At 65.5% G+C, this 23,085-nt stretch carries 20 protein-coding genes; 8 read left to right on the forward strand and 12 right to left on the reverse strand.

The genetic code is table 11. The annotated features are described in order from the left end of the window. The first annotated feature begins 9 nt into the window (after positions 1-9). Together pcaD and pcaC are read left to right on the forward strand one after the other, a co-directional pair. Positions 10-801: a 3-oxoadipate enol-lactonase gene (pcaD, locus tag DN387_RS01260; protein WP_054914805.1), complete on the forward strand. Its 792-nt coding sequence runs from the start codon at positions 10-12 to the stop codon at positions 799-801. A 10-nt stretch (positions 802-811) separates the two neighbouring features. Further along, complete coding sequence (pcaC, locus tag DN387_RS01265) at positions 812-1,204, forward strand: 4-carboxymuconolactone decarboxylase (RefSeq protein ID WP_043860755.1); 393 nt, start codon at positions 812-814, stop codon at positions 1,202-1,204. Positions 1,205-1,289: 85 nt separating this feature from the next. On the opposite strand, the gene DN387_RS01270 is transcribed toward pcaC, so the two are convergent. Then, the gene (locus tag DN387_RS01270) at positions 1,290-1,814 is read right to left on the reverse strand and encodes a DUF962 domain-containing protein (RefSeq protein WP_054914804.1); all 525 of its coding nucleotides are present in this window, start codon (positions 1,812-1,814) and stop codon (positions 1,290-1,292) included. A gap of 89 nt (positions 1,815-1,903) precedes the next feature. Between DN387_RS01270 and DN387_RS01275 the strand changes: the two genes are divergently transcribed. Further along, a complete protein-coding gene (locus DN387_RS01275) occupies positions 1,904-2,596 on the forward strand; it encodes a Crp/Fnr family transcriptional regulator (protein ID WP_054914803.1) in 693 nt (230 codons plus the stop codon). Here the strand turns inward: DN387_RS01275 and DN387_RS01280 are convergent. The 3 genes from DN387_RS01280 to DN387_RS01290 are packed head-to-tail and all read right to left on the reverse strand — an operon-like array spanning position 2,568 to position 6,586. After that, positions 2,568-4,169, reverse strand: coding sequence for an arylsulfatase (locus tag DN387_RS01280; RefSeq protein WP_254505999.1), 1,602 nt, complete (start codon positions 4,167-4,169; stop codon positions 2,568-2,570). The two genes, DN387_RS01275 and DN387_RS01280, sit on opposite strands and share 29 nt — an antisense overlap. A gap of 9 nt (positions 4,170-4,178) precedes the next feature. Next, positions 4,179-5,003, reverse strand: coding sequence for an ABC transporter ATP-binding protein (locus tag DN387_RS01285; protein WP_043860759.1), 825 nt, complete (start codon positions 5,001-5,003; stop codon positions 4,179-4,181). Then, positions 5,000-6,586: an ABC transporter permease gene (locus DN387_RS01290; RefSeq protein WP_054914801.1), complete on the reverse strand. Its 1,587-nt coding sequence runs from the start codon at positions 6,584-6,586 to the stop codon at positions 5,000-5,002. Before DN387_RS01290 ends, DN387_RS01285 begins: the two co-directional genes overlap by 4 nt. A 268-nt stretch (positions 6,587-6,854) precedes the next feature. Between DN387_RS01290 and DN387_RS01295 the strand changes: the two genes are divergently transcribed. Next, the gene (locus DN387_RS01295; protein ID WP_043860761.1) at positions 6,855-7,901 is read left to right on the forward strand and encodes an ABC transporter substrate-binding protein; all 1,047 of its coding nucleotides are present in this window, start codon (positions 6,855-6,857) and stop codon (positions 7,899-7,901) included. On the opposite strand, the gene DN387_RS01300 is transcribed toward DN387_RS01295, so the two are convergent. Next, a complete protein-coding gene (locus tag DN387_RS01300) occupies positions 7,858-8,784 on the reverse strand; it encodes a LysR family transcriptional regulator (RefSeq protein WP_043860762.1) in 927 nt (308 codons plus the stop codon). The two genes, DN387_RS01295 and DN387_RS01300, sit on opposite strands and share 44 nt — an antisense overlap. Positions 8,785-8,965: 181 nt before the next feature. Here DN387_RS01300 and DN387_RS01305 point away from each other — a divergent pair, with 181 nt between their 5' ends. Next, complete coding sequence (locus DN387_RS01305) at positions 8,966-9,880, forward strand: TauD/TfdA family dioxygenase (RefSeq protein WP_043860763.1); 915 nt, start codon at positions 8,966-8,968, stop codon at positions 9,878-9,880. A gap of 102 nt (positions 9,881-9,982) precedes the next feature. On the opposite strand, the gene DN387_RS01310 is transcribed toward DN387_RS01305, so the two are convergent. From DN387_RS01310 to DN387_RS01325, 4 genes are all read right to left on the reverse strand, one after another. Continuing rightward, positions 9,983-11,236 (reverse strand): OprD family porin, encoded by a 1,254-nt coding sequence (locus DN387_RS01310; RefSeq protein WP_054914800.1) that lies wholly within the window; start codon positions 11,234-11,236, stop codon positions 9,983-9,985. Positions 11,237-11,436: 200 nt separating this feature from the next. Then, the gene (locus DN387_RS01315) at positions 11,437-12,891 is read right to left on the reverse strand and encodes an AdeC/AdeK/OprM family multidrug efflux complex outer membrane factor (RefSeq protein WP_043860765.1); all 1,455 of its coding nucleotides are present in this window, start codon (positions 12,889-12,891) and stop codon (positions 11,437-11,439) included. Further along, positions 12,888-16,043, reverse strand: coding sequence for a multidrug efflux RND transporter permease subunit TtgB (gene ttgB, locus DN387_RS01320; RefSeq protein WP_043860766.1), 3,156 nt, complete (start codon positions 16,041-16,043; stop codon positions 12,888-12,890). Before ttgB ends, DN387_RS01315 begins: the two co-directional genes overlap by 4 nt. A gap of 3 nt (positions 16,044-16,046) precedes the next feature. Then, positions 16,047-17,198, reverse strand: coding sequence for an efflux RND transporter periplasmic adaptor subunit (locus tag DN387_RS01325; protein WP_054914799.1), 1,152 nt, complete (start codon positions 17,196-17,198; stop codon positions 16,047-16,049). Positions 17,199-17,459: 261 nt separating this feature from the next. Between DN387_RS01325 and DN387_RS01330 the strand changes: the two genes are divergently transcribed. Together DN387_RS01330 and DN387_RS01335 are read left to right on the forward strand one after the other, a co-directional pair. Further along, positions 17,460-18,092, forward strand: coding sequence for a TetR family transcriptional regulator (locus DN387_RS01330; protein WP_043860768.1), 633 nt, complete (start codon positions 17,460-17,462; stop codon positions 18,090-18,092). Positions 18,093-18,243: 151 nt separating this feature from the next. Continuing rightward, complete coding sequence (locus DN387_RS01335) at positions 18,244-19,128, forward strand: DMT family transporter (protein ID WP_043860769.1); 885 nt, start codon at positions 18,244-18,246, stop codon at positions 19,126-19,128. On the opposite strand, the gene DN387_RS01340 is transcribed toward DN387_RS01335, so the two are convergent. Both DN387_RS01340 and pobA read right to left on the reverse strand, forming a co-directional pair. Continuing rightward, positions 19,129-20,532 carry an MDR family MFS transporter gene (locus DN387_RS01340; protein ID WP_054914927.1) on the reverse strand — a complete coding sequence of 468 codons (1,404 nt, stop codon included), beginning with the start codon at positions 20,530-20,532 and terminating at the stop codon, positions 19,129-19,131. It lies immediately after the preceding gene. A 108-nt stretch (positions 20,533-20,640) separates the two neighbouring features. Next, positions 20,641-21,831, reverse strand: a complete 1,191-nt coding sequence (gene pobA, locus DN387_RS01345) for a 4-hydroxybenzoate 3-monooxygenase (protein ID WP_043860770.1) — start codon at positions 21,829-21,831, stop codon at positions 20,641-20,643. A 139-nt stretch (positions 21,832-21,970) separates the two neighbouring features. Here pobA and DN387_RS01350 point away from each other — a divergent pair, with 139 nt between their 5' ends. Further along, complete coding sequence (locus DN387_RS01350) at positions 21,971-22,849, forward strand: helix-turn-helix domain-containing protein (RefSeq protein ID WP_054914798.1); 879 nt, start codon at positions 21,971-21,973, stop codon at positions 22,847-22,849. On the opposite strand, the gene DN387_RS01355 is transcribed toward DN387_RS01350, so the two are convergent. After that, positions 22,842-23,015 carry a hypothetical protein gene (locus DN387_RS01355; RefSeq protein ID WP_167400210.1) on the reverse strand — a complete coding sequence of 58 codons (174 nt, stop codon included), beginning with the start codon at positions 23,013-23,015 and terminating at the stop codon, positions 22,842-22,844. The genes DN387_RS01350 and DN387_RS01355 overlap by 8 nt on opposite strands. Positions 23,016-23,085 lie beyond the last annotated feature (70 nt).

Genomic DNA, 23,085 nt, shown 5'->3' on the forward strand with positions numbered 1-23,085 from the left:
GAGGCCGTTGTGGCTAGCGTACAACTCGCTGATGGCGTACTGAACTACCGGCTCGACGGGCCCGAGGGCGCACCGGTGCTGGTGCTGTCCAACTCGCTGGGCACCGACCACACCATGTGGGACCCGCAACTGCCGGCATTTGCCGCGCATTTTCGGGTACTGCGCTACGACACCCGCGGGCATGGCCAGTCGCTGGTGACCGAGGGGCCGTACAGCATCGAGCAACTGGGGCGTGACGTGCTGGCACTGCTGGACGCGCTGAAAATCGAGCGGGCGCATTTCTGCGGCCTGTCCATGGGCGGGCTGATCGGGCAGTGGCTGGGCATCCATGCCGGCGAGCGCCTGAACCGCCTGATCGTGTGCAACACCGCAGCCAAGATCGGCAACGATGAGGTATGGAACCCGCGCATCGACATGGTGTTGCGCGACCGCGAGGCGGCGATGGTGGGGCTGCGCGACGCCTCCATCGAGCGCTGGTTCACCAAGGCCTATGCGCAGGCCAACCCGGACCAGGCCAAGCGCATCACCGACATGCTGGCGGGTACTTCGCCCGATGGCTATGCGGCCAACTGCGGCGCGGTGCGCGATGCGGACTTCCGGGACCAGCTGGGTGAGATCAAGGTGCCGCTGCTGGTGATTTCCGGCAGTGCCGATGCGGTCACGCCGCCGGCTGGCGGGCGCTTCATCCAGGAGCATGTGGTGGGTGCCGAGTATGCCGAGTTCCAGGCGGCGCACCTGTCCAACGTTGAAGTCGGCGCGCCGTTCAGCCGCCGCGTGATCGATTTTCTGCTGGCCCGCTGAGGAGTAGCTTGTGGACGAAAAAGAACGTTACGAGGCCGGCATGCAGGTGCGGCGTGCGGTACTGGGCGATGCCCATGTGGACCGCAGCCTGAGCAACCTCACCGAGTTCAACGGCGAGTTCCAGGAAATGATCACCCGGCACGCGTGGGGCGATATCTGGACGCGGCCGGGGTTGCCACGCCATACCCGCAGCCTGATCACCATCGCGATGCTGATCGGCATGAACCGCAATGAAGAGCTGAAGCTGCACTTGCGGGCGGCGGCGAACAACGGCGTGACCCGCGAAGAGATCAAGGAAGTGCTGATGCAGAGCGCGATCTATTGCGGGATCCCTGCGGCCAATGCCACGTTCCACCTGGCGGAGTCGGTGTGGGATGAACTGGGCGTCGAATCCCGCGCCTGATCTTCAGGGCCTCTTCGCCAGCAAGGCTGGCTCCTACAGTGTGTGCGTGCCGTTGTAGGAGCCGGCCTTGCCGGCGAATGGGCCTTCAGATTGCCGCCTTTTTCGAGCGACTACCCACCGGCCCCGCATTCGCCTCGATCGACCGCTTCAACTCCCCGCGCAACCCCAGCACGAACGCCATCTCCGCCACCACGAACAACGGCCCCACGATCAGCCCGCTGATGTCGTCCACAAACGCCGGCTTGCGCCCCTCGTAATAGTGGCCGACGAACTGGATCACCCAGCCCACCACGAACAGCCCCAGCCCCGCACCCAGCCACACCAGCGTGCTCTGAACCGCCAGTACCTGCCCGGCCCACAGGCACAAGCCCAGCAACACGCTCATCAGCAACCCGAAGCGGGTGTCCAGGCGCAGGTAGAACCACGCCGACCACAGCGCCACCAGCAATGCAGGCGACAGCCACACCCCGGCCAATGCCATGCCCGGACGCGACAGCAGCACCGTGACCGCCACCACGATCAGCGGGATACCCACGAAGTGCGTGGCGATGTTGCGTGGGTCGCGGTGGTAGGCCGCGTATTGACTCAGGTGCTCGACGAGGCTTTTCATTGTTGTTCCTCCTGTAGGATTGCCCGAGCTTGCCCTGCGCAGGCACCGTCGTCTGTCGGCTAGCCGACAGTGTCACCACGAGGCCCCCGATGAACGCTTCAACCTTGCGCCAGGGTCACTGGTTCAAACAGTTGCCCGCTACCCTGCAGGATAGCCTGCTGCACCTGGCCCGGCCCGTGAGCCTGGAGGCCGGCGCCTGCCTGTTCCAGCGCGGCGACCCGCCTTGCGGACTGTACGCGGTGCTCGATGGCGCCATCCGCATCGGTGCGGTCAGCGCCCAGGGCAAGGAGGCGGTGCTGACCCTGATCGAGGCCCCGCACTGGTTCGGCGAGATCTGCCTGTTCGACGACCAGCCACGTACCCACGACGCCTATGCAGAAGGTGCCACCCACCTGCTGCGGGTGCCCCAGGGCGCGCTGGTGAAATTGCTGGATGCGCAACCGCATTACTGGCGTGAATTCGCCTTGCTGATGAGCCACAAGCTGCGCCTGGCCTTTGTCGCGCTGGAGCAGCAGAGCCTGATGAGTGCCGCGCCGCGGGTGGCCTACCGGCTGCTGCAGATCGCCGCCGGTTACGGCGAAGTGGAGGGGGCCAGGAGGGTGTTGCAATTGTCCCAGGAGCAACTGGCGCTGATGCTCGCGCTGTCGCGCCAGACCACCAACCAGATTCTCAAGGCGCTGGAGCAGGATGGCGTGCTGCGCCTGAGCTACGGCGAGATCGAGATTCTCGACCCCGCGCGCCTGGCACTGATGGCTAATCCGGCTGGAACGGCGACTGGCTGAGGATCACCCCGGTTTCCTCGACGTACTTCTGCCATTCGCCGAGCAGGGCCTGCAGCTTTGCTGGCTGCGCCTGCGCCAGGTCGTGGACCTCGCCGGGGTCGATGCTCAGGTCGTACAGCTGCCAGGTGGCCGGCCCCACCGGGCCCGGAATGTACACCGCCTTCCAGTGCCCCTGGCGAATCGCCCGGCGCCCGAACAGCTCCCAGCCGGTGACGGTGTGCTCGTCGTGTACCTGCTCGGTCTCGCCCGACAGGTAGCCCAGCCACGACTTGCCGCGCAGCGGCGCCACGTCGCGCCCGCGCCAGCGTTTGCCCGGGTGGCGGATGCCGGCCAGGTCCAGCAGGGTCGGGGTGATGTCCATCACGGTGCTGAACTGATGGCTGATCTGCCCCTGGCGCGCCAGTGCCGGGTAGTGCAGCAGGGCCGGCACGCGAATGCCGCCCTCGGTGGTGAAGGCCTTGAACAGCCGCGACGGTGCGGTGGCCGCCTGGGCCCAGTGCGGGCCGTACCACACGTAGGAGTTGGCGCGGCCGATGTTGTCCAGGCTGTTGTCGTAGTGCTGGTCCAGGTAGCTGGCCAGGTGCGGGCCGAACTTGGGGAAGGCTTCGAGCAGCGCGCCCTCGGCACCGTTGTCGGACATGAACAGCACCAGGGTGTTGTCCAGCAGGCCCTGGTTGCGCAGGTAGCCGAGCACCCGGCCGATGTTCCAGTCCATGCGCTCGACCATCGCCACGTACACCTCCATGGCGCGTGCCGAGCGCTGGCGCTGTTCGTCGCTCAGCGCCTGCCATTGTTCATCCACCGGGTGCGCCTGCACCTCGGCGCCGATCAGGCCCAGGGCGCGCAGTTTTTCCAGGCGCTCCTGGCGCAGTACTTCGGGCCCGGCGTCGTAGCGACCCTTGTAGCGCGCCACCACCTCGGCCGGCGCCTGCAACGGCCAGTGCGGCGCGGAGAACGGCAGGTAGGCGAAGAACGGCCGGCTCTGGTCGCGCTCCTTGAGGTACTGCAGCAACTTGTCGCCGAAGGCGTCGGAGGAATAGAAGCCCTCGGGTAGCGCTTCGACGAAGGTGTCGTCCTCGATGTACAGCGCCGGGGTCGACTTGAGCAGGCCGGGGGTGTGTTCGTCGTAGGTGGGTTCGAAGCCATAGTGGTTGGCCGCGCCCGGCAGCAGCGCGAACGAACGTTCGAAGCCACGCGCATGTGGCGCCAGCTCGGCCTTCAGGCCCAGGTGCCACTTGCCGCTCATCAGCGTCTGGTAGCCGGCCTCGCGCAGCAGTTCGGGCAGCGCCACCACGCGGTCGTTGAGGTAGCCCTCGTAGCCCGGCTTGCCGATCAGCTCCGGGGTCAGCGCCTCGGCCATGGTGCCGATGCCGGCGATGTGGTGGTCGGTACCGGTCAGCAGCATCGAGCGGGTCGGAGAGCAGGTGGGCGCGGTGTGGAAGTCGGTAAGGCGCAGGCCGGCAGTGGCCAGGGCATCCAGGTGCGGCGTGGCAATTTCGCCGCCGAAGGCACCCAGGTCGGAAAAGCCCAGGTCGTCGGCAACGATGATCAGGAAGTTGGGGCGTTGGCTCATGGTCGGCACTCAGCAGGCAAGGTAGGTCAGGGGCAGGTCGCGGATCTGCTCTACGGCGGGCGGCAGGTAGCGCTCATCGTGGGTCAGCTCGTGCAGCAGGGTTTCGCGCAGGCGGTGGAACGCCAGGCTGGCGCGCTGGCGCGGGTGCGGCAGGTCGACCTCGACGATGCGCTTGATCCGCCCCGGGCGCGGTTCGAGCACCACCACGCGGTCGGCCAGGAATATCGCTTCCTCGACATCGTGGGTTACCAGCAGGGTGGTGATGCGCGCCCGTTCGCGAATGGCCAGCAGTTCGTCCTGCATCTGCTGGCGGGTAAGGGCGTCGAGGGCGCCGAAGGGTTCGTCCAGCAGCAGGATGCGCGGGCTGGCCACCAGCCCGCGGGCAATCGCCACGCGCTGGGCCATGCCGCCCGAGAGCTGGTGCGGGTAGGCCTGGGCAAAGTCTTCGAGGCCCACCAGGCTGATGAAGTCGGCCACCCGCCGGGCGCGCCGGGTGCGCTCCAGGCCCTCGTTGACCAGGCCCAGGTCGATGTTCTCGGCCACCGTCAGCCAGGGGAACAGGCGGTGCTCCTGGAACACGATGCCGCGTTCGCTGCCGATGCCGTGCACCGGCTGGCCGTCGATCAGGATCTGCCCCTGGTACTCGGCGTCCAGGCCCACCAGCAGGCGCAGCAGGGTGGACTTGCCGCAGCCGCTGGCGCCGACGATGGCGACGAATTCGCCGTCGGCGATCTGCAGGTTGAAATCGCGGATCGCTTCCAGTTCGCCGTCGGCCACGCTGAAGCGCTTGCCGACCTGGTTGAAGCTGACCCGTGGGTGAGCGAGTGCGTTCATGCCCGTCTCCAGCGCGTGGCGCGCAGTTCGATGTGTTGTCCGACGGCGCCGAGCAGGGCGCCGGTGAGGCCGACCAGCAGCATGCCGGCCATGATCAGGTCCATGCGCAGCAGTTGCTGGGCGCCGATCATCAGGCTGCCGATGCCGCCGCCGGACGGCATGAAGTACTCGGCGCCGATGGTGCCCAGCCAGGCGTAGATCAGGCCGACCCGCAACCCGGCGAAGATGCCCGGCGCGGCGCCTGGTAGCACCAGCCTGCGCAGGCGCTGGGCACCGCTCAGGCGCAGCACGCGGGCGGCTTCGTCGAGCTGCGCAGGCAGGCTGGCAACCGCGCGCTGGGTGGCGATGAACAGCGGGAAGAATGCCGCCAGGCCGACGAATACCCATTTGGCCAGTTCGCCCAGGCCGAACCAGGCGGTCAGCAGCGGCACCCAGGCGAAGATCGCGATCTGGCGCAGCCCGGCCAGGCTCGGGCCCAGCAGGCGCTCGGCGCGGCGCGACAGGCCCAGCAGCAGGCCGAAGGCAAAGCCCAGGCTGCCGCCCAGCAGCAGGCCGCCCAGCGCTCGCCCGACGCTGACGGCCAGCGCGCCGCTCAAGGTGCCGTCGAGCACGCCGGCCCAGGTGCTGTGCACCACCTCCAGCGGCGCCACCAGAATGTTCGCATCGACCCAACCGTACTGGCTTGCCAGTTGCCACAGCACCAGCAGCGCCAGCGGCAGGCCTAGGGCATGCAGGCGCTGCCAGCCACGCAGCGGGCGCACCCGCAGTTGTGCGGTGGCCGGATGCGGCCAGTGCAGCAGGCGCCGGTCGAGCCAGCCCAGGCCGCGGTCCATCAGCAGCCCGAGCACGCCGATCACGGCGATGCACACGAACACGATGTCGAGCATGAACAGTTGCCGTGCCCACACCATCAGGTAGCCCAGGCCTTCGCTGGAGGCCAGCAGCTCGACCGCCAGCAGCGAGGTCCAGCCGGCCGCCAGGGCCAGGCGCACACCGGCCAGAAACGCCGGCAGCGCAGCGGGCAGGATCAGCCGGCGAACCAGCAGGTGCGTGGGCAGGCGCAGTACCGCCGCCGCTTCGCGCAGGCGCGGCTGGGCATCGCGCACGCCCACCAGGGTGTGCAGGGTCACCGGCACGATCACCGCCTTGACCAGCACCACCAGCTTGAGCACTTCGCCGATGCCGAACAGCACCATGAACAGCGGCACCCAGGCCAGCGTGGGGATCTGCGCCAGGGCGTTGAAAGTCGGCAGTACCAGGCGTTCGGCGCGCTGGCTGAAGCCCAGCCAGGCGCCGAGCACCGCACCGGCCCCGACCCCGACCACCAGCCCCAGCAGCAGGCGTTGCAGGCTGATGGCCAGGTGCGCCCACACCTCGCCGCGACCCAGTTCCACGGCGCTGTCCCATACCAGCGCAGGCGGTGGCAGTATCTGCTCGCTCATCCAGTGGTTGCGGCTGGCCAGCCACCACACCGCCGCCAGCAGCAGGGGCAGATACCAGGCTTGCAGGCGCTGCCAGGGCAGGCTGCGCAGACGCGGCAGGCCAGGGGCGGGGGCCAGTGAGGAGAGGGCGGTACGGGTCATGCAGGCCTCGCTATTTGTATATTTCTTATGGGTATATGCAGAAGAAATTACATTCGATTGAGCGATAAGAACTGCATTTAAAGCCGCTGACTCGCCGCGCAGCCAATGCATTCGAAGCATATTTTGGTTGTGTGCAATGCATACCCCGCAGGGCCGGGCCTGACAGGGCTTATATGTAATATGGTTATTAAAATGTAATTTAATAGTATTTAAAGATTGGCATCCGCTATGGGTAGCGTGGCCGCACCATTACAAGGAGCTGTGTGCCATGAACCTGTCGATCAATCGTGTTTTCAGCCTGTTCGCCACCCCCGCACTGGCCGCCGTGATCGGCTGGATGCCGACACTGGCGCAGGGCGCCGAGCTCAAGCAGATCCGCATCGCGGTGCCCGACCTGAGTGCCGGCACCCAGCATTCGGGCGGTGGTATCACCGACGTGCTGCAACAGCAACAGCTGCTGGAGAAAGCCTTCGCCGCCGACGGCATCAGCATCCAGTGGAACTACTTCAAGGGTGCGGGGCCGGTCATCAACGAGGCGTTCGCCAATGGCCAGGTGGACTTCGCCTACCTGGGCGACCTGGCGGCGATCATCGGCAAGGCCAATGGCGTCGACACCCGCCTGGTGGCCGCCACCGCGCGCGGGGTCAAACACTACCTTGGGGTGGTGCCGGGCAGCGGCATCAAGACCCTGCAGGACCTCAAGGGCAAGCGCGTGGCGGTGTTCCGTGGCACCGCCACGCAGCTTTCGTTCGATGCCGCGCTGGCCAGCCAGGGCCTGAGCGAGAAGGACCTCAAGGTCATCAACCTGGATTTCAGCGCGGCTATCGCCGCCCTGGCGGCCAGGCAGATCGACGCCACCTGGGGCTCCACCGGCATCAGTGCGCTGGCCGATCGCGGCCTGGCCGAACTGCCGCTCAATACCCGCGATCTGGGCGGGGCGGGCAATGTGCAGGCGGTGCTGGTGGCCGCCGGTGCCTTCGTCGATGCGTACCCGGCAGTGGTCGAGAAGTTCGTCGCCGCGCAGCAGCCGGCGGTGCAATGGCTGACCGACGATGCCAACAAAGACGCCTACATCCAGCTGGTGTCGGAGCGTGCCAGCTACCCGCCGGCGATCCTGCAGCGTGACCTCAGCCAGGAGCGCCTGAGCGCGGTGTTCGACTCGACCCTGGACCCCGACTTTCTCGCCCGCCTGCAAGCCTCGGTGGACCTCGCCGCGCAGCAGCGCCTGATTCGCAAACCGTTCAAGGTCGACCAGTGGCTGGCGCCGCAGGCTACCCGACCAGCGCCTGTGGCGCAGGCTGGCGGTCAAGGTTGATCAGGGTCTCGATCATCGCCCGCGCCGCAGGGGACAGGCGGTAGCCGCTGCGGCTGACGATGCCGCAGCGGGCATTGAAGCTGTCGAGGTTGGCCGGCAGGTTGCGCCAGTGCAGGCGCACCAGTTCGCCGGCCTGCACCGCCGCGCCGTAGGCCTCTTCGCTGCCGATGCCGATGGCATTGGTGCCGAGCACGATCTTGAGCAGGGTGGGTTGATGCTCGCTCTGGATCTGCGGCGAAAAGTCGGTCTTGCCGCTGAGGTTGGCCAGCAGCTTGCGCACCCCCGGCGGAATCAGCGAACAGGCCAGCGGGTAGTCGAACATGTCGTTGGTCGACAGGCTGTCCTTGGCCAGCAGCGGGTGCCCGGGGCGGCAGAAGAACAGGCCGCGGCGCGGGGTCAGGGCCAGGGTCTGGAAGTTGGGGTCGGCTTCGAAGTGGCGGATGTCGGCGACGAAGAACTCGATCTCTTCGCGGCTCAGCGCCCGGCTGAGCTTTTCCCAGTTTGAGACCTCGAAATGCGTGCGCACCTTGGGGTGGGCGTTGATGAACTGCGCCACCGCCTGCGGCACCAGGTTCACCGCCGGTGCAGGGCCGCAGCCAAAGCGCAGCTCGCCGGCATCGAGCTTGGTCATCTGCTGCACCTCGCTGCTCAGCTGCGCCGCGCCCTGCACCAGGCGCAGGGCGTGCTGCAGCACCACCTGGCCTTCGGGCGTGGGGCGCAGATCCTTGTTGGCGCGGTCCACCAGCACACAGCCGAACTCCTGCTCCAGGCCCTGGATGCTGCGGCTGAAGGCGGGCTGGGTGATGCCCATGGCGTCGGCGGCGCGCACGAAACTGCGGTGTTCGGTGAGGGCGATGAAGTAGCGCAGTTGGCGAAGATCCATATGCTTTTCCGGCATTCCAAAAATAGGGCGAAGGTATTTGCCGCCCCGGGAGTCTGGGTTTTAAATGCAAGCTCTTATTCCGTCAATGAAGCACTTGCATATCTGTTAGAGCTTATTTGCATATAGATAGTGCCAGAGTTTCATCGGCACTTACCGTGACGCAACCGATGAGGGACGAACCATGAGCAACGCCGCATTTGCCGCAGCACCTGTCAGCCATGCGCTGGAGATTCATCCGGTGGCCGGGCGCATCGGTGCCGAAATTCGTGGGGTGACACTGGGCGCCGACCTGGCCCCGGCGGTGGTGGAGGCGATCCAGGCCGCGCTGGTGCAGCACAAGGTGATCTTCTTCAGGGGCCAGACGCAGCTGGACGACCAGACCCAGGAAGCCTTCGCGCACCTGCTGGGCGAGCCCATCGCGCACCCGACCGTGCCGGTGCGCGACGGCACCCGCTACCTGCTGGAACTCGATGGCGGGCAAGGGCGTCGGGCCAACTCCTGGCACACCGACGTGACCTTCGTCGAGGCGTACCCCAAGGCGTCGATCCTGCGTTCGGTGGTGGCGCCGGCGTCGGGGGGCGATACGGTGTGGGCCAATACCGCCAGCGCGTACGACGACCTGTCACCGGCCTTGCAGGCGCTGGCCGAGCAGCTGTGGGCGGTGCACAGCAACGAGTACGACTATGCCGCGACCAAGCCGAACGTGAGCCTCGAGCAGTTGGAGAACTACCGCAAGGTGTTCACTTCGACGGTGTACGAGACCGAGCATCCGGTGGTGCGGGTGCACCCGGTGAGCGGTGAGAAGCACCTGCTGCTGGGGCATTTCGTGAAGCGCATCAAGGGCTATTCGAAGGCCGATTCGGATCACCTGTTCAACCTGCTGCAGAGCCATGTGACGCGCCTGGAGAACACCGTGCGCTGGCGCTGGCAGGCCGGGGACGTGGCGATCTGGGACAACCGCGCGACCCAGCATTATGCGGTGGATGACTACGGTACTCAGGGGCGCGTGGTACGCCGGGTGACGCTGCAGGGGGATGTGCCGGTGGGGGTGCAGGGGCAGCGTAGCCGCACCATCAAGGGGCAGGATGTGGGCTGATGGGGCTGGCCTCATTGCGGGTCAAGCCCGTTCCCACAGGAGTTCGGTGATCCTTGTGGGAGCGGGCTTGACCCGCGATGGGCTGCAACGCAGGCCCGAAGGTCAGAGAAAGCTGATCGGGTAGCTGACGATCAGGCGGTTCTCGTCGAATGCATTGGTGCTGAAGTCGCGGCGCATGGTCGAGTTGCGCCATTTGAACGACAGGTTCTTCAGGCTGCCGGACTGGATCACGTACGCCAGCTCCGATTCCCGCGCCCATTCCTTGCCGTTGCTGACCACGGCGGTGTGCACGTTGTCGCCCTTGATGTAGCGGTTCATCAGGGTCAGCCCCGGCACGCCAAGCCCGGCGAAGTTGAAGTCGTGACGCAGCTGCCAGGAGCGCTCCTTGGCATTGTCGAAGCTGGCGTTGTAGCTGTCGTTGGCCAGGGTGCCGCCACTGGTGCCGTTGACCCGCATCCACAGGTCGTCGCCGCTGACTTTCTGCAGCCCCACGTAGAAGGTGTTGCTGCCATAGCGTGCCGAAAGCAGCGCCGAGGCGGTGCGGTTGTCGAGCTTGCCGGCACGCTCGGCGCCGTCTTCCTTGCCAATGAAGTAGCCCAGGTTGGCGCCCAGTGTCCAGTCGCCCAGCGGCTGGCTGTGCACCAGGTTGATGTATTGCTGGTTGTAGATGTCCTTGAGCTGGGCGTTCCACACCCCGACCAGGGTGCGCTTGTCGTTGAAGGTGTACTCGCCACCGGCAAAGTTGAAGCGGTCGGAGGTGATACCGGCGCGGCCGTTCATGGACATGTCGTCCATGCTCGCGTCGTTGCGCGGGCTGTTGCCGCGAAATTGCCCGGCATACAGGGTCAGGCCGTCGATTTCCTGGGAGGTCAGCTGGCCGCCGCGAAAGGTCTGCGGCAGCGAGCGGCCGTCGTCCGAACGCAGGATCGGCAGTACCGGCATCCATTCGCCGACCTTCAGCTCGGTCTTCGAGACCTTGGCCTTGAGCGCCACGCCCAGGCGTCCGAAGTCATCGGCCGGGCGGCCGTCATCGTGTACCGGCAACAGGTGCGTGCCGGCGGTACCCTTGCCGCCGTCGAGCTTGACCGAGTACAGGCCCAGCACGTCGACGCCGAAGCCGACGGTGCCCTGGGTGAAGCCGGACTTGGCGTCGAGGATGAAACTCTGGGTCCATTCCTCGCCCTTGCCCTGGGGGTTGGCCGGGTCGACGAAGTTGCGGTTGATGTAGAAGTTGCGCAGGTTGAGGCCAACCTTGGCGTCTTCGACAAAGCCCCCTTCGTCGGCCAGGGCGGGCAGGGCGCAGCTCATGGCAAGCAGGCCGGGGAACAGGTGACGTGCGGGCTGGAAAGTGTTCATCGTTAGGGCGTCTCTTGTTTTTATGTTGGGGCGATGGCGGATGGATGGTGCTGTGGCAGGCAGGAGGGAATCAATTCGTTACAGGCGGAATTGGGCGATAACCGAACACTAACTGTCTGGTTACTTTTGGTGGGGGCAGGCTTGCAGGCACAAAAAAGCCCACCGCGAAGGGTGGGCTGTTGTGTCGCCACGCTATCGAATCAACCCTTGGGCGACTCGATCGACGCTTGCTGGCGGGCATCACCGGTGCGCTCGTACCAGCCGCCACCCAGGGCCTTGTACAGGTTGACCTCGCTGACCAGCTGCGACAGCCGGTCGCTGATCAGGGCCTGTTGGGCACTGAACAGGTTGCGCTGGGCATCCAGGAACGTCAGGTTGCTGTCGATACCGATACGGTAGCGACGCTCGGCGAGGCGGTAGTAGTCCTGGTTGGCTTCGACCAGATCACGCTGGGCCTGCAACTGCTCGTTGAAGGTCTGGCGCGCCGCCAGCCCATCGGAGACTTCCTGGAAGGCAGTCTGGATGGTCTTTTCGTACTTGGCGACGTTGATGTCCTTCTGGATCTTCGAGTAGTCCAGGCTTGCACGCAGGCTGCCGGCGTTGAAGATCGGCAGGTTGATCTGCGGCTGGAACAGCCAGGTGCCCGAGCCGCCCTTGAACAGCCCGCCCATGTCGGGGCTCAGGGTCCCGGCGTTGGCGGTCAGGCTGATGCTCGGGAAGAACGCTGCGCGCGCCGCGCCAATGTTGGCGTTGGCGGCCTTGAGCAGGTGCTCGGCCTCCTGGATGTCGGGACGACGCTGCAGCACGTCCGACGGCAGGCCGGCCGGCACGTCGGCCAGCAGGTCGCTGTCGAGTTTCATGCCGTTGGGCAGGTTCGCCGGCACGCCGGTGCCGACCAGCACGGCCAGGCTGTTCAGGTCCTGCGCCACCAGGCGCTGGTACTGGGCCAGCTTGACCCGTGCGCCCTCGACCGAGGTACGCGCCTGGCTCAGGTCCAGGGCCGAGGCCACGCCGACTTCGCTGCTGCGACGGGTCAGGGCATAGCTCTGTTCGTAGGTCTTGAGCGTGTCTTCGGTGAGCGTCAGCAGCTCCTTGTCGGCCTGCCAGGTGAAGTAGGCGTTGGCCACGCTGGCCACCAGGCTGATCTGCGTGGAACGACGCGCCTGTTCACTCGACAGGTAGGTTTCCAGGGCCTGCTCGCTGAGGCTGCGCACCCGACCGAACAGGTCGAGTTCGTAGGCACTCACGCCCAGGGTGGCCGAGTACTGGCTGTTGATGCTCGACTCGCCGGTCTGCGAAACGTTGGCCGGCACCCGCTGGCGGCTGCCGCTGCCGGTGGCCGAGACCGCCGGGAACAGATCGGCCCGCTGGATGCGGTACTGCGCCCGGTAGGCATCGATGTTGAGCGCGGCGACCCGCAGGTCGCGGTTGTTGACCAGCGAGGTCTGGATCAGTTGCTGCAGCGCCGGGTCATGGAAGAACTGGCGCCAGCCCTGTTCGGCCGCAGCCACGTCGGCCGACTGGGTCGGCGAGTAGGCCGGCCCTTGCGGCCACTGGGCCGCCACCGGCGACTCGGGGGTCTGGTAATCAGGGATCAGCGAGCAGCCACCGAGAATGAAGGCGGTGACTGCCAGGGACAACAGGGACTTACTCATTGCCCGGCCTCATAGCGTGGGGTTTCAGGTTTGGCGTCCTCTTCTTCGGGCTTCTTGCTACCGAACAGCGACGACACGCTTACGAAGAACAGTGGTACCCAGAAGATCGCCAGTACCGTTGCGGTGATCATGCCGCCGATCACACCGGTACCGATGGCGTGCTGGCTGCCGGAGCCTGCGCCGGTGGCGATGGTCAGCGGCACCACGCCCAGGATGAATGCCAGCGAGGTCATGATGATCGGACGCAGACGCATGCGGCACGCCTCGATCGCCGCATCGACCAGGCTGCGGCCCTGTTCGTGCAGTTCCTTGGCGAACTCGACGATCAGGATCGCGTTCTTCGCCGCCAGGCCGATGGTGGTCAGCAGCCCCACCAGGAAGTACACGTCGTTGGACAGCCCGCGCATGCTGGCCGCCATCAGTGCACCGATGATACCCAGCGGCACCACCAGCACTACCGCGATCGGGATCGACCAGCTCTCGTACAGTGCCGCCAGGCACAGGAACACCATCAGCAGCGACAGCGCGAACAGTGCCGGCATCTGCGAGCCCGACAGCTTTTCTTCGTACGACATGCCGGTCCAGGCGAAGCCGACACCGGCTGGCAGTTGCGCCGCCAGGCGCTCGACCTCGGCCATGGCCTCACCGGTACTGTAGCCAGGGGCTGGCGCACCGAGTACTTCCATTGCCTCGACACCGTTGTAACGCGACAGCTTGGGTGCACCGTAGCTCCACTCGCCGCTGGCGAAGGAAGAGAACGGCACCATCTCGCCGGCGGCGTTGCGCACGTACCACTTCTGCAGGTCTTCAGGGCTCATGCGCGAATCGGCAGTGCCTTGCAGGTAGACCTTCTTGACCCGACCACGGTCGATGAAGTCGTTCACATAGCTGGCACCCAGGGCGATCGACAGGGTGTTGTTGATATCGGCGATGGTCACGCCCAGGGCACTGGCGCGTTCGTCGTCGATGGTCAGCTGGTATTGCGGCTCATCGTTCAGGCCGTTCGGACGTACCTGGGTGAGGATCTTGCTCTGCGCGGCCATGCCCAGGAACTGGTTGCGCGCTTCCATCAGCTTGTCGTGGCCGACGCCGGCGCGGTCCTGCAGGAACACGTCGAAACCGGTGGCGTTACCCAACTCCAGTACGGCCGGCGGGGCGAAGGCGAACACCATCGCGTCGCGGAAGCTGAAGAAGTGCTGTTGGGCACGGGTTGCCAGGTTGAACACGCTGTTTTCGGCAGAACGTTCACCCCACGGCTTGAGCATGATGAAGGCCATGCCCGAGCTCTGGCCGCGGCCGGCGAAGTTGAAGCCGTTCACGGTGAACACCGAGGCCACCGTGTCGGACTCCTTGTCCAGCAGGTAGGCGCGCATTTCGTCGACCACCGCCTGGGTGCGCTCGGCACTGGAACCGGCCGGGGTCTGCACCTGGGCGAACAGTACGCCCTGGTCTTCCTCGGGCAGGAACGCGGTAGGGATACGCATGAACAGCCACACCATGCCCACCACGATCAGGATGTAGGCCAGGAAGTACGGGGCCTTGTGACGCAGGATGTTGCCCACGCCGCGCTCGTAGCTCTGCACGCTGCGGTCGAAGTTGCGGTTGAACCAGCCGAAGAAGCCACGCTTGGCGGTATGGTGCTCGCCTTTCTTGACCGGCTTGAGCATGGTGGCGCACAGCGCCGGGGTGAAGATCAGCGCGACCAGCACCGACAGGCCCATGGCCGACACGATGGTGATCGAGAACTGCCGGTAGATCACGCCCGTGGAGCCGCCGAAGAACGCCATCGGCAGCAGTACCGCCGACAGTACCAGGGCGATACCGACCAGGGCGCCCTGGATCTGGCCCATGGACTTCTTGGTCGCCTCCTTGGGTGACAACCCCTCTTCGGACATCACCCGCTCGACGTTTTCCACCACCACGATGGCGTCGTCCACCAGCAGGCCGATGGCCAGGACCATGGCGAACATGGTCAGGGTGTTGATGCTGAAGCCTGCCGCGGCAAGGATGCCGAAGGTGCCGAGCAATACCACCGGTACGGTCATGGTGGTGATCACGGTGGCGCGGAAGTTCTGCAGGAACAGGTACATCACCAGGAACACCAGCACGATCGCCTCGATCAGGGTGTGGATCACCCCACTGATCGATTCGGTGACCACAGGCGTGGTGTCATACGGGAACACCGCCTTCATGCCAGGCGGGAAGAACGGCTCCAGCTCGGCGATGGTGTTGCGCAGTGCCTTGGCGGTGTCCAGGGCGTTGGCCCCGGTTGCCAGCTTGATCGCAAGGCCGGAGGCCGGCTTGCCATTGAACTGTGCGCTGACGCTGTAGTTCTCGCCCCCCAGGCTGACGTCGGCGACATCGCCCAGGCGGACCTGGGAGCCGTCGCGGTTGACCTTGAGCAGGATCTTCTCGAACTGCTCGGCGGTCTGCAGGCGGGTCTTGCCGATGATGGTGGCGTTGAGCTGCGTGCCGGGCAGGGCAGGCAGGCCGCCCAGCTGACCGGAGGACACCTGCACGTTCTGCGCGGCCACGGCGGTCTTGACGTCCACCGGGGTCAGCTGGAACTTGTTCAGCTTGGCCGGATCGAGCCAGATACGCATGGCGTACTGGGCACCGAACACCTGGAAGTCACCCACACCGGCGGTACGCGAGATCGGGTCCTGCATGTTGGAGACGATGTAGTTCGACAGGTCGTCCTTGGTCATGCTGCCGTCTTCGGACACCAGGCCGATCACCAGCAGGAAGTTCTTCACTGCCTTGGTCACGCGGATACCCTGCTGCTGCACTTCTTGCGGCAACAGCGGGGTGGCCAGGTTCAGCTTGTTCTGCACCTGGACCTGCGCGGTATCAGGGTTGGTACCCTGCTCGAAGGTGGCGGTAATGGTCATGCTGCCGTCCGAGTTGCTCTCGGACTGCACATAACGCAGGTTGTCGATACCGTTGAGCTGCTGCTCGATCACCTGGACCACGGTGTCCTGCACGGTCTGCGCCGAGGCGCCCGGGTAGGTCACGGCGATGGCGATGGCCGGCGGCGCGATGCTCGGGTACTGGTTGATCGGCAACTTGACGATCGACAAGGCCCCGACCAGCATGATCACCAGGGCGATTACCCAGGCAAAGATGGGGCGATCGATAAAGAATCTCGACATGGTTTATTCCCCTTTGGCCCCTGCTGACGCTGCATTGGCCTGGGACGGTTGGGCAGGCTTGACGTTGGTGGCTTCGCTGACCTTGACCTCGACGCCCGGCTTGACGAACTGCAGGCCTTCGGTGATCAGACGGTCGCCCGGCTTCAGGCCTTCCTCGATCAGCCAGTCGCTGCCAACGGTACGGCTGGCCTTGAGCTGGCGCAGTTCGACCTTGTTGTCCTTGTCCACGATCAACGCGGTGGGCTGGCCCTTGAGGTCACGGGTCACGCCTTGTTGCGGGGCGAGGATCGCGTTGGCGTTCACGCCGGCGGCCAGGCGTGCATGCACGAACATCCCTGGCAGCAGGTTGTGCTCGGGGTTGGGGAACACGGCGCGCAGGGTTACCGAGCCGGTGGTCTGGTCGACCGAGACTTCGGAGAACTCCAGGCGGCCTTCGTGGGTGTAGGTGGTGCCGTCTTCCAGGTTCAGCGAGACCTTGGCGGCGTTGGCCCCGGCCTTCTGCAGTTGCCCGCTTTCGAGCTCGCGGCGCAGCTTGAGCAGCTCGGCCGAAGACTGGGTGACGTCGACGTAGATCGGGTCCAGCTGCTGGATCACCGCCATGGCATCGGCCTGGCCGTTGTTGACCAGTGCACCTTCGGTGAACATCGAGCGTCCGATACGGCCGCTCAGTGGCGCCAGCACCTTGGTGTAGCGCAGGTCGATCTGTGCGCTGCGCAGCGAGGCTTCAGCCTGCAAACGTTTGGCTTGTGCGTCGTCGTATTCCTGACGGCTCACCGCCTGCTCGGCCACCAGTTGCTTGTAGCGGTCCGACAGCGAGCGGGTCGATTGCAGGTTGGCCTGGGCGCTGGCCAGGGTCGCCTCGTACACCGACGGGTCGATCTGGTACAGCTGCTGGCCTTCCTTGACCTCGCTGCCTTCCTTGAACAGACGCTTGAGAATGATGCCGTTGACCTGTGGACGCACTTCGGCCACGCGGTAGGCGATGGTGCGCCCCGGCAGGTCGGAAGTCAGGGTATAGGCCTGGGATTGGAGGGTCACGACGCCGACCTGAGGAGCTTGCGCCGCAGGCGCCGCTTCTTCCTTTTTACAGCCGCTGAGCAGTGTTGCCAGGGCGACGGCGGAAACCAGAGCGGAAACAGCTGGCTTGAATTGCATGAAGATCCTCGGGTCGAAAGAGCTGAAGACGCTCAAGAGTAATGGAAACGGGATGAAGGGAAAATTAATTCCGGGTGGATAAGTAGGATGCTAAGGAATATACTTACATTCATGCTTGTTTGTAAATACCCGTGGCGCACCTTGTCGAGGTGACCACAGGCTTGATTAAGACACCCGGTAGAGGGCCCGACAGTGGCCATACCGGCTCAGAACCCGGACGCCCGCAGCGCGCGTCCGGCTCCTTGATGAGGTTGTACTGCCATGGTCCGTCGCACCAAAGAGGAAGCTCAGGAAACCCGCCAACAGATACTCGAGGCCGCCGAAAAAGCTTTCCATGCCCGTGGGGTGGCGCGTACCACCCTGGCGGATATCGCCAAGCTGGCCGGGGTGACCCGGGGTGCCATCTACTGGCACTTTCAGGACAAGGGCGAACTGGTGCAGGCCCTGCTCGACAGCCTGCGTGAGCCGATCGAGGCGCTGGCCCAGGCCGGCGAGAGCGAAGACGAGCCGGACCCGCTGGGCTGCATGCGCAAGTTGCTGATTCAACTGATGCAGCAGATGCTGCACGAGCCGCGTACCCGGCGCATCAATGAGATCCTGCATCATAAGTGTGAATTCACCGATGACATGTGTGAGATCCGTCAGCAGCGCCAGGCCACGACCCGCGACTGCTACGAGCGTATAGCGCTGACGTTGACCAATGCAGTCAGGCGTGGGCAATTGCCTGCGGACATGGACCCGCAGCGTGCCGCTATTGCAATATTCGCTTACATCGACGGCATCATTGGCAGCTGGCTGCTGCTGCCGGACAGTTTCGATATTGCCGGGGATGCCGAGCGGTGGGTGGATACCGGGCTGGATATGCTGCGCTTGAGCCCGTCGCTGCGCAATTGAGCATTTGTGAGCATTTGTGAAGGTTGGCATAGGACGTTTCCCTGTCGTGCCCCGTGCCCGGTCAACAAAAAACACCGGCGCTGCTTGGAACGGTAGTCGGTGACCGGGTAGTCTGCCCCCAAGGACCATCAACTTTTCATAGAGCCCTGGCATGAGTGCGCACAACCCGACCCTCAAAGGTGCCGAGCAGCCGCTCAAGGCAATCGCCCTGATGTGCATGGCGGTGCTGTTGTTCGCCAGCCACGATGCCCTGTCCAAATACCTTTCCGGCTTCTATGCCATCGTCATGGTGGTGTGGGCGCGCTATGTGGTGCACACCCTGCTGATGCTGGTGGTGTTCGTGCCGCGCAGCGGCTTCTCGGCGGTGGTGCGTACACGCCGCCCCGGTCTGCAACTGGCCAGGGCGCTGTGCCTGATCGGTACCAGCCTGTTCTTCACCACCGGCCTGCGTTACATCCCCCTGGCCGAAGCCACCGCCGTGAACTTTCTTGCGCCTCTGCTGGTAACCGCATTGTCGGTACCGCTGCTGGGTGAGCGGGTCAGCCGCGCCCAGTGGCTGGCGGTGCTGGCCGGGTTTGTCGGCGTGCTGATCGTGGTGCGCCCGGGCGGGGCGCTGTTCACCCCCGCAATCCTGCTGCCGTTGTGTTCGGCCTTCTGCTTTGGCTGCTACCAGTTGCTCACGCGCAAGCTCAGCGGCATCGACAGTCCGACCACCAGCAACTTTCTCACCGGCATCTTCAACAGCCTGATCATGACCGCGCTGGTGCCATTCTTCTGGAGCATGCCGACCCTGGGGCATGGCCTGTTCATGATCGGCCTGGGCACCTGCGGGATGCTCGGGCACATGCTGCTGACCCAGGCCTTCCGGCACGCCGCGCCGGCCATGCTGGCGCCCTTCAGCTACGGGCAGATCCTGTTCGCCGGCCTGTACGGCTACCTCATTTTCAATCACACCCCGGACGCCTACGGCGTGGTCGGCATTGCGGTCATTTGCCTGAGCGGCCTGGCGGTGGCCTGGGCGCAGCGGCGCAACTGACTACTGCCGGCCGCGCAGCTCGCGGTTGGGCAATGCCAGCGCCGCCGACAGCCCCAGCAGGGAGACGGCGGCGCTACCCAGCAACAGGTTGCGAAAGGTCTGCAGCAACTGCGCCTGCACCGCCGCACTGGCCTGGCCGTCCTTGAGGCTGCCGATCAACGCCTCGCCGGCCAGGCTGAAGCCGCTGTCGTGCAGCAGGCTGAGCAGCAGTGCCGACATGCAGGCCACGCCCATCGCCCCGCCCAGCGAGCGGAACAGGTTGGTGGTGCTGGTCGCCACGCCGATGTCCCGCGGCTCCACTGCGCTCTGGGTTGCCACCAGCGAGGTGGGGAACTGCAGGCCCGAGGCGATGCCGGTCAGCAGCATGAACGCGCCACTGAGCAGCACGCCGTCGATCGGGCTCAGGGCCATGCCGATGATCGCCACCGGCATCAACAGTGCACCGCCCAGAATCTGCGGCTTGTAGCGCCCGGTCAGGCTGGTCAGGCGGCCGCCGCAATAGGCGCCGATCGGCAGGCCCATGGCCAGGGGCAGCAGGTGCAGGGCGGCGCTGTCGGCGCCCGCCCCGGTGATGCTCTGAAAGCGCAGCGGCATCAGCATGGTCAGCGAGATGGCCTGGAAACTGGTGAAGAAGATCGTGCACCAGCACAGCACTGCCACCCGGTTGCCGAACAGCTGCAACGGCAGCAGTGGCTCGACGGCGCGGCGTTCGTGCAGCACGAATACGCCCAGCCCGAACAGGGCTGCCAGCAGCAGGCCGGCAACCGGGCCGGACCCGATGGGCTGGCCCTGGCCGATCAGGGTGATGCCCAGCAGCAGGGCCGTCAGGCCCAAGATCAACAGCACCGCGCCGGGGTAGTCCACCTGCGCCTTGCGTTGCGGCGTGGCCAGCCCGCGCAGGGTACGCTCGGTGACCCACCAGGCGGTCAGCCCCAGCGGCAGGTTCAGCCAGAACACCCAGCGCCACGACAGGTACTCGGTCAGCAGCCCGCCCAGCACCGGGCCGGCGACGCTGGCCAGGGCATACATGCTGCTGAAATAACCCTGGTAGCGACCGCGCTCGCGGGGCGGCACGAAGTCGCCGATGATCGCCTGGCTGACCGACACCATGCCGCCCGCGCCGATGCCCTGCAGTACCCGCGCCAGCACCAGTTGCTCCATGTTCTGTGCCAGCGCGCAGAACAGCGAGGCCAGGGTGAAAAGCCCGGTACCGGTCAGGATCATGCGCCGCCGGCCGTACAGGTCGCCGAGCTTGCCGTAGATCGGCACCGCCACGGTCATGGCCACCATGTAGCCGGAAATTACCCAGGCCAGCAGGGTCACGTCGTTGAATTGCGCGGAGATCGCCGGCATCGAGACCGCGACGATGGTCTGGTCCAGCGCGCCGAGGAAGATCGCCAGCATCAGCGCGACGAGCACGCTGCGCAGGGCGGGTTGCGGAGTGTTCAATTGCGTCACGGGGCAGCTCTGGGCAAGTGGGACCGGGTGCTGCCCAGTGTACTCGATAGCCTGCTAAGCGTCTTCGATGGGCTCGTAGGGCAGGCCCACGTAGTTTTCTGCCAGGGTCCTGCGCCCGGCCTCGGAGCCCACGAAGTAGTCCAGCTCGGTGTGCTGGATACGCTGGCTGAAGGCGTCGCTGTCGGGGAAGCGGTGCAGCATCGAGGTCATCCACCACGAGAAGCGTTCGGCCTTCCAGATGCGCCGCAGGCAGATCGCCGAGTAGCGTTCCAGCAGGTCGGTGCGGCCTTCGGCGTAGACCTTGCGCAGGATGTTGTACAGCGTGCTGACGTCGCTGGCGGCCAGGTTCAGGCCCTTGGCCCCGGTGGGTGGCACGATGTGCGCGGCGTCGCCGACCAGGAACAGGCGCCCGTACTGCATCGGCTCCACCACGAAGCTGCGCAGCGGGGCGATGCTTTTCTCGATCGACGGGCCGGTGACCAGGCGCTCGGCCAAATCGTCGGGCAGGCGCGACTTGAGTTCCTCCCAGAAGCGCTCATCCGACCAGTCCTCGACCTTCTCTTCGGCCGGCACCTGCACGTAGTAGCGGGTGCGGGTGGGCGAGCGCATGCTGCACAGGGCGAAGCCGCGTTCGTGGCGCGCGTACACCAGCTCGTCGCTGACCGGCGGGGTATCGGCCAGGATGCCCAGCCAGCCGAACGGGTAGACCCGCTCGAACACCTGCAGCGCCTCGCTTGGAATCGACTGGCGTGCCACCCCGTGATAACCGTCGCAGCCGGCAATGTAGTCGCAGTCCAGGCGATGCTGCTGGCCGTCCTTTTCGTAGGTGACGTAGGGCTGCCCAGTCTTCATGTCGTGCGGGCGCACGTTCTCGGCGTGGTAGACCGTGGTCGCACCGCTGTCGGCGCGGGCGGCCATCAGGTCGCGGGTGACTTCGGTCTGGCCGTAGATCATCACGCCCTGGCCGCCGGTCAGGCCCTTGAGGTCGATGTGCTCGCGGCGCCCGTCGAAGGCCAGCTCGAAGCCGGCATGGGGCAGCCCTTCGGCGTCCATGCGCTGACCGACCCCGGCTTCGCGCAGCAGCTCGACCATGCCCTGTTCGAGCACGCCGGCGCGGATACGCCCCAGTACATAGTCGGGGCCCTGGCGTTCGAGGATGACGTTGGAGATGCCGGCGTTGTGCAGCAACTGGCCGAGCAGCAGGCCGGACGGGCCCGCACCGATGATCGCGACTTGGGTTTTCATGGTTGTTGGACTTTTTATGATTGGAGTACCTGCATTTTTCGCTTGCCGGCTGGCCTTCTGAAGGGACAAACCGAGCACAAAGCGGTACTTTTCGCTAATGGGTGCGTTTATCGGACAGTGGTCGGGAAGCGAGGGTGTGATGAACAGGGTGTCGATTCCGGTATTCAAGCTGTACGGCGAGACGCTGGGCTGGCCGACGCCCGACCTGCTGCACAGCGAGTCGATCCCGGCGCGCAGCCGCCTGCACCAGTGGGAGATCGAGCCGCACCGGCATGCCGACCTGTGGCAGCTGCTGTTTCTGTACAGGGGCCAGGCCGAGATCGAGCTGGAGGGGCAGGTGTGTCGCCTGGAGCAGGCGGCGATCCAGGTGGTGCCGGCGCTGTGCGTGCACGGCTTTCGCTTTTCCGAAGACGTCGATGGTTATGTGGTGACCCTGGCGGCGCCGCTGGTGGAGGTGCTGCAGCGGCAACTGACGGGCGTGCCAGCCGCCCTGCAGCGCGGCGCCAGTTACCTGGCCGGGGCCGACGCCGATTACCTCAACAGCCTGTTCAGCACCCTGCAGGCCGAGTACCAGCAGGACCTGCCCGGGCGCGAGTTGCAGCTGCATTCGCTGATCAACCTGATGGTGGTGTGGGTCAGCCGCCAACAGTTGCGCCGCAGTGCCGGTGCCCAGGTGCCGGAACGTGGGCGCGAGTATCTGCAGCGTTTCAACGGGCTGGTGGAGCAGCAGTTTCGCCAGCAGCCGAGCGTGGAGCAGCTGGCGCATCAGGTGGGGGTGTCGGTGGCAACGCTCAATACCTTGTGCCGGGCATTGGCCGGGCAGTCGGCGCTGCAGATCGTGCACCAGCGCATCGTGCTGGAAGCCAAGCGCGACCTGATCTACACCAGCCTCACGATCAACCAGTTGGCTGACAGCCTGGGTTTTGCCGACCCGGCATACTTCTCGCGCTTCTTCCGGCGCATGACCGGCCTTTCGCCCCGCGACTTTCGTCGTCGAGAACCTTCGCTGGCTACCTGACCACGCTCAGTGTGCCGGCATGGGGCAGGCAGTGGGCGGAGCTGCAGCTGGACGCCGCATAGGGTTGCTGGCGCAGCAGCTCGACCCGATACGCCGCTGCCCCGTACACCCCGAGCACGGCAGTGATGGCCAACAGGGCAGCGCACTTTCTGGATTTCAGGGTCATGGCACCAACCTCCTGTATCCCGCACACAGATGCTTCTACAAGCATAGGCCAGCATTGCGCCAGGTGCCTG

The organism is Pseudomonas sp. FBF18 (assembly GCF_024261405.1).
Classification (GTDB): domain Bacteria; phylum Pseudomonadota; class Gammaproteobacteria; order Pseudomonadales; family Pseudomonadaceae; genus Aquipseudomonas; species Aquipseudomonas palmensis.